The sequence below is a fragment of the Neisseria sp. genome, assembly GCF_041804105.1.
In the GTDB taxonomy this organism is placed as follows: domain Bacteria; phylum Pseudomonadota; class Gammaproteobacteria; order Burkholderiales; family Neisseriaceae; genus Neisseria.
In genome coordinates this window covers 1-9,202 of the sequence record NZ_JBHCJY010000142.1, presented here as the reverse complement: position 1 = coordinate 9,202, position 9,202 = coordinate 1, and the positions used below count along the sequence as shown (strand labels likewise).

Here is a 9,202-nt window from a genome sequence, read left to right as displayed (position 1 = left end):
TACCGGCAAAGGAAAGCCGTTCAAAGTAGCCATCAATGCGTGTATGCACAAACTGCTGAGAATACTGAACGCACGGGTACGCCACTATCTGTGTTCAGACGGCCTGTAATGCGCTTGATTAACCGTGTTTGATGTTGCTGACTGACGAGTCGGTAACACAGTTGCTACCGTGCGGAATAACAAACTGCGTAGGTCGGGCATTTATGCCCGACCTACTGAACTGCGAACCCAAACAGGCAATGCCTGTCTGAAAAATATTTCAGACGGCCTTTAAAGCGCAGCGCGTAGGTTGGGTCAAGGCCCAACAGACACTAATGCTGCCGTCTGAAATCGGGTTGAACGCCCAAACCACCCGAACCGGTTTCAGCCCGTAGGGTGGGTGTAAACCCACCGCTTTACAGGCCGTCTGAAAATACCTGTCTGAAAACCCAAAACCAAAGGAGAAACAAAATGCCGCAAATCAAAATCCCCGCCGTCTACTACCGCGGCGGTACGTCCAAAGGCGTATTTTTCAAACGCACCGACCTGCCCGAGGCGGCGCAGGAAGCGGGGGCGGCGCGCGACAAAATCCTGCTGCGCGTGCTGGGCAGCCCCGACCCTTACGGCAAGCAGATTGACGGTTTGGGCAACGCTTCGTCGTCCACCAGCAAGGCGGTGATTTTGGACAAATCGTCAAAACCCGATCACGACGTGGATTACCTGTTCGGCCAGGTGGCCATCGACAAGCCGTTTGTCGATTGGAGCGGCAACTGCGGCAACCTTACCGCCGCCGTGGGCGCGTTCGCCATCGCCAACGGTTTGGTGGATAAGGAAAAAATCCCTTCAGACGGCATCTGCACGGTAAAAATCTGGCAGAAAAACATCGCCAAAACCATCATCGCGCATGTGCCGATGCAGAACGGCGAAGTGCTGGAAACGGGCGATTTCGAGCTGGACGGGGTAACGTTCCCTGCCGCCGAAGTGCAAATCGAATTTCTCGACCCTGCCGACGGCGAAGGCGATATGTTCCCGACGGGCAATGTGGTGGACAAATTGTCCGTGCCTGAAGTGGGCGAATTTGAAGCAACCTTGATTAACTCGGGCATTCCGACCATTTTCCTGAACGCCGCCGACTTGGGCTACACGGGCAAGGAGTTGCAGGACGACATCAACGGCAAGCCTGCCGAGTTGGACAAATTGGAGAAAATCCGCGCTTACGGCGCGCTGAAAATGGGCTTGATTGCCGACGTAGCCGAAGCCGCCACCCGCGCCCACACGCCGAAAATCGCCTGGGTCGCGCCGCCTGCGGAATACGTTGCCTCAAGCGGAAAAACGGTTCAAAAAGAAGATGTTGACCTGCTGGTGCGCGCCATGAGCATGGGCAAACTGCACCACGCCATGATGGGCACGGCCTCGGTCGCCATCGCCACCGCCGCTGCCGTTCCGGGGACGCTCGTCAACCTCGCCGCAGGCGGCGGCCAACGCGACGCCGTGCACTTCGGCCACCCTTCGGGAACCTTGCGCGTCGGCGCGTCGGCAGAACGTTCAGACGACCGCTGGACCGCCACCAAAGCCGTCATGAGCCGCAGCGCGCGGGTGATTATGGAGGGCTGGGTACGCGTGCCGGAAGATACGTTTTAATATGTTTTAAGCGGGTGCAGCGTTCCGCAAAAACGCGTCATGCCTGCATCCGATGCTAAGATGCGTTTTCAGACGGCCTATGATGAGGTTGCCGTACCGCCTTTCTCTGTATCAGGAAATACATAGAGGGCAAAACGTTTAGGCCGTCTGAAGCGTTTGCCAAACCCGAACAGCCCTCCCTACCCCTCTCTCACGGGAGAGCGAGCAGGTTACCGAAACCTCAAACTTTTCAGACGGCCTTAAACTGTCAGAACTCATTCCTGTCCGGAAATCTTTCAGACAGCCTGAACATACGGAACAGTGGGTTTACACCCACCCTACATAAAAAAACCTGTCTGAAAACCTTTCAGATAGCCTGAAAACGGCAGATGGATTCCGCCTTTGCATACATCGACAACCCATTATTTTCAGACGGCCTCTAGGCCGCATATCCCCAACCCACCAAAGGAGAAACACCATGTCCGACCATCTCATCCTCACGCTCAACTGCGGCAGCTCTTCGCTCAAAGCCGCGCTGATTCACAGCAGCAGCGGTCTGCCGCTGATGAGCTGTCTGGCCGAACGGCTCAACACGCCCGAAGCCTCGATAACCGTAAAATATTTCGAACCCGAAGGCGTTTACCCTTCCGGACGCGAGTCTTGGTTTTACGGCAAGAGCGGCGGCGACAAACACGAAGCCGAGCTGGGCAGCCGCAACGACCACCGCAGCGTCGTCGAAGTGCTGTTTGAAGAACTCGAAAGCCACGGCCTGCACGGTTTGGTGGCCGCCGCCGGACACCGCGTCGCCCACGGCGGCGAAAAATACAGCGAATCGGTTTTGGCGGACGATGCCGTGATGGCCGCCGTCGAAGAATGCTGCGCCCTTGCCCCGCTGCACAATCCCGCCAACCTTGCAGGCATCCGCGCCGTGCAGCAGGTTTTCCCCGGCCTGCCCAACGCAGCCGTATTCGACACCTCGTTCCACCAAACCATGCCCGACTATGCCTACCGCTACGCCGTTCCCGAACGGCTCTACCGCGAACACGGCATCCGCCGCTACGGTTTCCACGGCACCAGCTACCGCTACGTTGCCGCCGAAGCCGCCAAAATCTTGGGCAAACCGTTGGAACAATGCGCGCTCGTTATCGCCCACATCGGCAACGGCGCATCCGTGTGCGCGGTCAAAAACGGCAAATCGATGGACACCAGCATGGGCGTTACCCCGCTCGAAGGCTTAGTGATGGGCACACGCAGCGGCGATCTCGACCCCGGCATTTTCTCCATTCTCGCCGACAACGCCGGTATGGACACCCGCGCGGTTACCGACCTGCTCAACAAACAGTCCGGCCTGCTGGGGCTGTCCGGCCTTTCCAACGACTGCCGCACCCTTCAGGAAGCCGCCGCCGAAGGCCACGAAGGGGCGGCACTCGCGCTCGAAACCATGTCCTACCGGCTGGCCAAATACATCGCCGCCATGGCCGTGGCCGCCGACGGGCTGGATGCCGTGGTGTTCACGGGCGGCATCGGCGAAAACTCGGACATCGTCCGTGCCAAAACCTTGGGCCGTCTGAAAGTGCTGGGTTTGGAAACCGATCCCGAAGCCAATCTCGCCGTCCGTTTCGGCAAGGCGGGACGCATCAGCAAATCCGAACACCCCGCCGCATTGGTGGTGCCGACCAACGAAGAGCGGATGATTGCGCAGGACACCGCCGCATTGGCCGGCTTATAGCCTGGCCGCAACACGGCAAAGGCCGTCTGAAAAACATTTTTCAGACGGCCTTTGCCGTTTCCGTCATGCCGCAGGATACCCTTGCGGCCCCGTCCTTCCCGCACAGGATGCGGTATAATCCGCCCCTATCCCGATTAACACCGACAGGCCGCACCGACATGACCAACACCGCCCCCCCACACACCGACCAGGAAGCGCACAAACGCTCCATCCGCAGCTTCGTCCTGCGCCAAGGCCACATGACCGCCGCACAGCAGCGCGCCATCGATACCGGATGGCCGCAGTTCGGCGTCGATTACCGCGACTCGCCCGTCGATTTGCAGCAGGTTTTCGGCCGCCCCAACCCGAAAATCCTCGAAATCGGTTTCGGCATGGGCACGGCCACGGCGGAAATCGCCAAACGCCTGCCCGAAAAAGACTTTCTCGCCATCGACGTACACGGCCCGGGCGTAGGCAACCTGCTGAAACTGATCGATGAAGACAACATCGGCAACATCAGGGTTATGCGCCACGATGCCGTCGAAGTGGTGGAAAATATGCTGGCCGACGGCGCGCTCGACGGCATCCACATCTTCTTCCCCGACCCGTGGCACAAAAAACGCCACCACAAACGCCGTCTGATCCAAACGCCTTTTGTGGAAAAACTGCTGCCCAAACTGAAAAGCGGCGGCTACATCCATCTGGCAACCGATTGGGAAGAATACGCCGTACAGATGCTGGAAGTTTTAAACGGCATCGACGGCCTGAAAAACACCGCCGATGGTTACGCGCCCACCCCCGCCTACCGCCCCGAAACCAAGTTCGAAGCACGCGGCAAACGGCTCGGACACGGAGTTTGGGATTTGGTGTTCCAGCGGATATAACCTTCCGCAACGCAAAACGGCAGTCGTAAAAACAACTCAGGCCGTCTGAAAACAGGTTTTCAGACGGCCTGATGTATCGGCGTGTTGCTGCTTGCGTTTTTGATACGGTTTCGGGCTGTATTTACCTTCTCCGCTGGACGAAGCCCTACATCCGCGAAAACAAATTCCGGCCGGGCATGAATATGATTTTTTACCGAATCTGACCATTAAAGTTAATGATAAGATTCGGCTATTTTTCTATGAAATATGATCGTTCATGTTTAAATGGCATGTGTTCGGCAGCTGATTCGAGTAGAAATGCATCTCACCCAAAGGAAATAGTAATGGCAATTTATCTGTGCAGTATGATTTTTTTCTGTTTTTGGTTGGGCACACGATCTTATGCACGCAAAACAACATGGGCCGCGATACTTATCGTAATGACAGCTATATTGGGATCCTTGTGGACTTTCGGTGTTTGGTACGATGCCGTGCATACCTACCCTCAGGATAAAACGCGGATTTGGCTGCTTTTGGGCTGCCATTCGGTATTTTTAATCATATTCGGCGACTATCTTCTATATTTCTTCAGCAAAATCCAAAAGAAATAATTTCTACACATTTCCAGCAACAATAATTCAATAATAAAGAAGGCCGTCTGAAAACCTGTTTTCAGACGGCCTTCGGCAACAATCGGGTACGGCTACTGCCCTTCCTCTTTCGGCTGGTTGCGTACTTCGCGGGCATCTTTCCAGCCGTCGTCGGTTTTCACCATGCCGGTGTTGAGTTTGGCATGGGTTTCCTTAATCGGCAGTTTGTCCAAACCGCCCTCTTTCAACAGCCCCTCCAGCCATTTTTCGGGAACGAATTTGGTATCGAAGGTAACGCGCAAAACACTTTGCTTGTTCGACGTTACCGGATCGGTAAACCAGTGGATTTTCGTTACCTGCTGCCTGCCCACGCAGAAATTCGGGGTTCGGGCGATGATTTGGGTTTGCTTGCCGCCGTCTTCGGTCAGGGTGTAGGTGGCGACTTCGTGCGTTTTTTTGCTGCCTTTCCACAAAGGTTCGGTGGTTACCGCCTTTTTATAGAAACCCTCGTCGGACAGGTAATCCATCTGCCGCAGCGCGGCCTGGTTGATGTCTTTGCCCTCGGGCGTTTTGCCGACGATTTTCATCACGGGCGCGCCCAGCGGCACCTGGGTCAGGTAGCCGTTGACCAGCGGGTTCTGCACATTGACCACCAAAGGCAGGCAGGTGCGTGCGCGCTCGAAATATCCGTTGAGCGCATCTTCGATTTCGCCGTTTTCCGGCTTGTTGTCGCCGCAGGCGGCCAATGCGAAGGAAACCAAGGCGGCGGGTAGGATTTTGTTCATCTAAAATAAAGCTCCTGCGTTTTAGGGCAATGTAGAAATTGTTGTTTGCGGCGATTATATCAAATAGGTTTTGATTTGGATGCGGTTTTTTCAGACGGCCCGTTTGCATTACAATGCCGTTTTCCTTTCCGAACGGGCTTGATTACCATGACCACCATCTACGGCATCCCCAACTGCGACACCGTCAAAAAAGCGCGCGCCTGGCTGGCCGGCAACAGTATCGACGCGGCGTTTTCCGATTTCAAAAAATCGCCGCCCGACGCGGCGCAGATTGAAGGCTGGCTGCAACACATTCCTTTGGACACGCTGCTCAACCGCCGCGGCACGACCTGGCGAAAACTGAGCGAAACCGAACAGGCACAGGCCGGCAGCGTTGCCGGTGCGGTGGCGCTGATGGCAGCAAATCCCAGCCTGATCAAGCGTCCGGTATTGGAGCACGGCGGCCGTGCCTATGCCGGTTTTCAGACGGCCTTATACGAAGAAATCTTCCGAACCGCCCCGTAAAACGGCGTAACGCATCCGTGCAGACGGCGGACGGGGATTCCCGCGCCGTTTCCGCACGAGAACGCAACAGGAAACCGCCGTTCCGCCCCGCTTTGCCGTCCGCACGGAAACGGAACCGACAGAACAGCGCAGCCCCGGCGGGCAAACGCCGTCTGAAAATACCGTCCGAACTGTCCAAGCACACCGAAACACGCTACAATGCGCGCTTTCACACGACCCTTTTCCGCAGACTCCAAATGTTCCATACCGTTGAAAAATTCAGACTTCCCGCACAGATTCTGCTCGGCCTGATTGCCGTGAGCTTTATCGGTTTCGGCGCGGTGCAGCTTTCCGCGCCCGGTTCCGACTACATCGTCAAAATCGGCGACCAGAAAATCAGCCAGCACGACCTGAACAACGCCCTGCAAAACGTACAGGCTTCGGGCGGACAGGCCGAACGCGGCGCGGTGCTCCAATCGCTGATGCAAAACGCCTACCTGACCGAAGGCGCAGCGCTGATGGGCATCGCCGTTTCCGACCAGCAAATCAAGCAGCTGATTGTCGACAACCCCGATTTTCACGATGCCAACGGCAAATTCAGCCAAGCCATGCTGTCCGAATACCTGAGCCAACGGCAAATGACCGAAGACCAGTTCGTCGCCGACATCCGCAGGCAGTTCCAAGTGCTGAACCTGATGAACGTCATGCAGAACGGCGCGTTGGTGAGCGATGCCCAGGCCGAATGGTATGTGAAACTGTTTTTGGCCGACCGCACCGTCCGCACGGCCACGTTCCCGCCCGAGCCGTATGCCGCGCAGGTCAAGCAGGACGATGCCGCGCTCAAACGCTATTACGATGCCAACAAGAAAAACTACGTCATTCCGCACGGCGCGAAAATCGAATATGTGGAACTGAACCTTAAAAACCTGGCCGACAAACAAACCGTCGGCGAAGCCGAACTGAAAAAAGCCTTCGACGAGCAAAGCGCATCCGCACCGCCCAAACGCGATATCGCACACATCTTCTTCCGCGCCGCCAAAGACGCGCCCGCAGCCGAACACAGCGCCGTCAAAGCCCGTGCCGAAAAAGTGCTGGCCGAAGTCAAAGCCAATCCCGCTTCGTTCGGCGCATTGGCCAAAAAACATTCGCAATACGAGCAGTCCGCTCCGGCGGGCGGCAAACTCGGCTGGCAGGCCAAAGACGGCGGCCTGCCGAAAGAATTTGAAGACGCCGCCTTCAAGCTCGAAAAAGGCGGCATCAGCGGACTGGTACAAACCCCCGAAGGCTACCACATCATCACCGTGCTCGGCATTCAGGACCAACCCGTTTTCGACGATGCCGAAAAAGCGCGCCTGACGGCTGAACTGAAAGCGAAAAAAGCCGCCGCCGAATTCAACAAAGCCAAAGAAAAACTCGCCGAAGCCTCGTTCGCCCATCCCAACGGCCTTGCCGAAGTCGCCAAAGCCACCGGCCTTCAGGTGGTTGCGCCCGACGAATGGCTGACCCGCGCCAACGGCGAAGCCGCGCAGCTTCCGAAAGCCCTGCTCGATGCCGTGTTCAGCGACGAAGTGATGAAGAAAAAACACAATTCCGAGCCGGTAACCGTGGCACAGGACACCGTGCGCGTGGTGCGCGTGAAAGAAGAACGCCCCGAACGCACCCTGCCCTTCGAAGAAGTGAAGGATGAAGTGAAAGCCGCCCACCTGCGCGAAGAAGCCGGCAAAGCCGCCGCCAAAAAAGCACAGGAAGCCTTGGCCGAGCTGAAAGCGGGCCGCCAGCCTGCCGGCATCAAGTGGTCGCCCGCGGAAAAAATGACCGCACAGCAAGCGCAGCAGGCAATGCCGCCCGAAGCCTACAATGCCTTGGTACTCGCCCGTCCGCAAAACGGCAAGCCCGCCTATGTGCAGCTCGAAGGCCTGCCCGCGCCCGTGATTGTCGAAGTGCAGTCGATTGCCGCGCCCGCCGATCTGAAGGCGCAACTGCCCCAGTTCAAACAGATGATGGCGCAGCGGCAGGTTGACGTTTCGTTTGACGCACTGTTCAAATATCTCGAAAAAACGGTCAAACGCGAACAGGGCGCGCAAAAGGCCGACGACACCGCCGAATAATCCGCACCCCCACAGGCACAGGCCGTCTGAAAAACCATGAGCAAAACCCCCGATGCCTTCGCCCGACTGACCGACGCACTCAAAGTGCTGCCCAACGTCGGCCCCAAATCCGCACAGCGCATGGCGTTCCACCTGTTGCAGCACAAACGCGCCGAAGCACGCGAGCTGGCCGACGCGCTCGAGCACGCCCTGAAACAGGTGCGCCACTGCCGCCTGTGCAACACCTTTACCGAACACGAACTCTGCGCCGTCTGCGCCGACGAAAACCGCGACCCGCGCCGCCTGATGATTGTGCACATGCCCGCCGACGTTGCCGGTATGGAAGCGGCCAACTGCCACGACGGGCTGTATTTCGTGCTGATGGGGCAGGTCAACCCCGCACAGGGCATCGATTTGAACGGCATCGCGCTCGACAGGCTTACCGAACGCCTGCAAAACAGCGACTTCGACGAAATCGTCATCGCCACCAACTTCACCGCCGAAGGCGACGCCACCGCCTATGTGCTGGCCGAACTGCTCAAACCCCTGCCCTGCAAAGTCAGCCGCCTTTCGCGCGGCATCCCGCTGGGCGGCGAATTGGAATACGTCGACGCGGGCACGCTCGCACAGGCGGTTTACGAACGGCGGCAGGTCAAAGACTGAACATCAACGCCTCCGTATCGGACAATACCGTCCGTACCGCTCCATAACCCGTAACGCAGCAGGCCGTCTGAAAAACCTTTTCAGACGGCCTTTACATTGCGGTTATCTCGTCGAAAGCTGTGTTTGGAGAGATTTGGTTTCGAATTGTCCGTCCTTCCCGCGCAGGCGGAAATCCATGGTTTATATTCACAAACGTATGAATCAACAAGGTTTCTGAAACTTAAAGCCGGACTCCCGCCTGCGCGGGAAGGACGGTGGTTCACGATACCGCATCAGTCCATCTGCCGTACAAACTCAACCGAACACCAAGGCCGTCTGAAAAACCATTTTCAGACGGCCTTCGGTCATACGGTCATATTTTTGCCCGACTTTCTGCCGCACCCTGCCCCTGCCGCGGCCTTTCTGTATAATCGCCCCATCCCTT

The 9,202-nt window shown here is 57.2% G+C and carries 7 protein-coding genes and 1 pseudogene; 7 read left to right on the top strand and 1 reads right to left on the bottom strand.

The annotated features are described in order from the left end of the window. From ACEYDX_RS12040 to trmB, 4 genes and pseudogenes are all read left to right on the top strand, one after another. Positions 1-109, top strand: a pseudogene (locus tag ACEYDX_RS12040) (IS110 family transposase); the annotation flags it as partial. Between the two features lie 341 nt (positions 110-450). Then, the gene (gene prpF / locus ACEYDX_RS12035) at positions 451-1,620 is read left to right on the top strand and encodes a 2-methylaconitate cis-trans isomerase PrpF (protein ID WP_373742256.1); all 1,170 of its coding nucleotides are present in this window, start codon (positions 451-453) and stop codon (positions 1,618-1,620) included. 457 nt (positions 1,621-2,077) lie between these two features. After that, complete coding sequence (locus ACEYDX_RS12030; RefSeq protein WP_373742255.1) at positions 2,078-3,328, top strand: acetate kinase; 1,251 nt, start codon at positions 2,078-2,080, stop codon at positions 3,326-3,328. Between the two features lie 158 nt (positions 3,329-3,486). Then, positions 3,487-4,191 (top strand): tRNA (guanosine(46)-N7)-methyltransferase TrmB, encoded by a 705-nt coding sequence (gene trmB / locus ACEYDX_RS12025; RefSeq protein WP_373742254.1) that lies wholly within the window; start codon positions 3,487-3,489, stop codon positions 4,189-4,191. A 682-nt stretch (positions 4,192-4,873) separates the two neighbouring features. On the opposite strand, the gene ACEYDX_RS12020 is transcribed toward trmB, so the two are convergent. Next, positions 4,874-5,545: a hypothetical protein gene (locus ACEYDX_RS12020; RefSeq protein WP_373742253.1), complete on the bottom strand. Its 672-nt coding sequence runs from the start codon at positions 5,543-5,545 to the stop codon at positions 4,874-4,876. 147 nt (positions 5,546-5,692) lie between these two features. On the opposite strand from ACEYDX_RS12020, the gene ACEYDX_RS12015 reads away from it, so the two are divergent. From ACEYDX_RS12015 to recR, 3 genes are all read left to right on the top strand, one after another. Then, positions 5,693-6,049, top strand: a complete 357-nt coding sequence (locus ACEYDX_RS12015; RefSeq protein WP_373742252.1) for an arsenate reductase — start codon at positions 5,693-5,695, stop codon at positions 6,047-6,049. A gap of 236 nt (positions 6,050-6,285) precedes the next feature. Then, positions 6,286-8,136, top strand: a complete 1,851-nt coding sequence (locus ACEYDX_RS12010; RefSeq protein ID WP_373742251.1) for a SurA N-terminal domain-containing protein — start codon at positions 6,286-6,288, stop codon at positions 8,134-8,136. 36 nt (positions 8,137-8,172) lie between these two features. Next, entirely contained in the window at positions 8,173-8,778 is a 606-nt protein-coding gene (gene recR, locus ACEYDX_RS12005; protein WP_373742250.1) for a recombination mediator RecR, read from the top strand. Positions 8,779-9,202: the final 424 nt, after the last annotated feature.

Bases quoted from the DNA above. Each gene is read 5' to 3' on its own strand.
- ACEYDX_RS12010 (WP_373742251.1), top strand. From the start codon at position 6,286: ATGTTCCATACCGTTGAAAAATTCAGACTTCCCGCACAGATTCTGCTC.
- ACEYDX_RS12020 (WP_373742253.1), bottom strand. From the start codon at position 5,545: ATGAACAAAATCCTACCCGCCGCCTTGGTTTCCTTCGCATTGGCCGCC.
- trmB (WP_373742254.1), top strand. From the start codon at position 3,487: ATGACCAACACCGCCCCCCCACACACCGACCAGGAAGCGCACAAACGC.
- prpF (WP_373742256.1), top strand. From the start codon at position 451: ATGCCGCAAATCAAAATCCCCGCCGTCTACTACCGCGGCGGTACGTCC.
- ACEYDX_RS12015 (WP_373742252.1), top strand. From the start codon at position 5,693: ATGACCACCATCTACGGCATCCCCAACTGCGACACCGTCAAAAAAGCG.
- recR (WP_373742250.1), top strand. From the start codon at position 8,173: ATGAGCAAAACCCCCGATGCCTTCGCCCGACTGACCGACGCACTCAAA.
- ACEYDX_RS12030 (WP_373742255.1), top strand. From the start codon at position 2,078: ATGTCCGACCATCTCATCCTCACGCTCAACTGCGGCAGCTCTTCGCTC.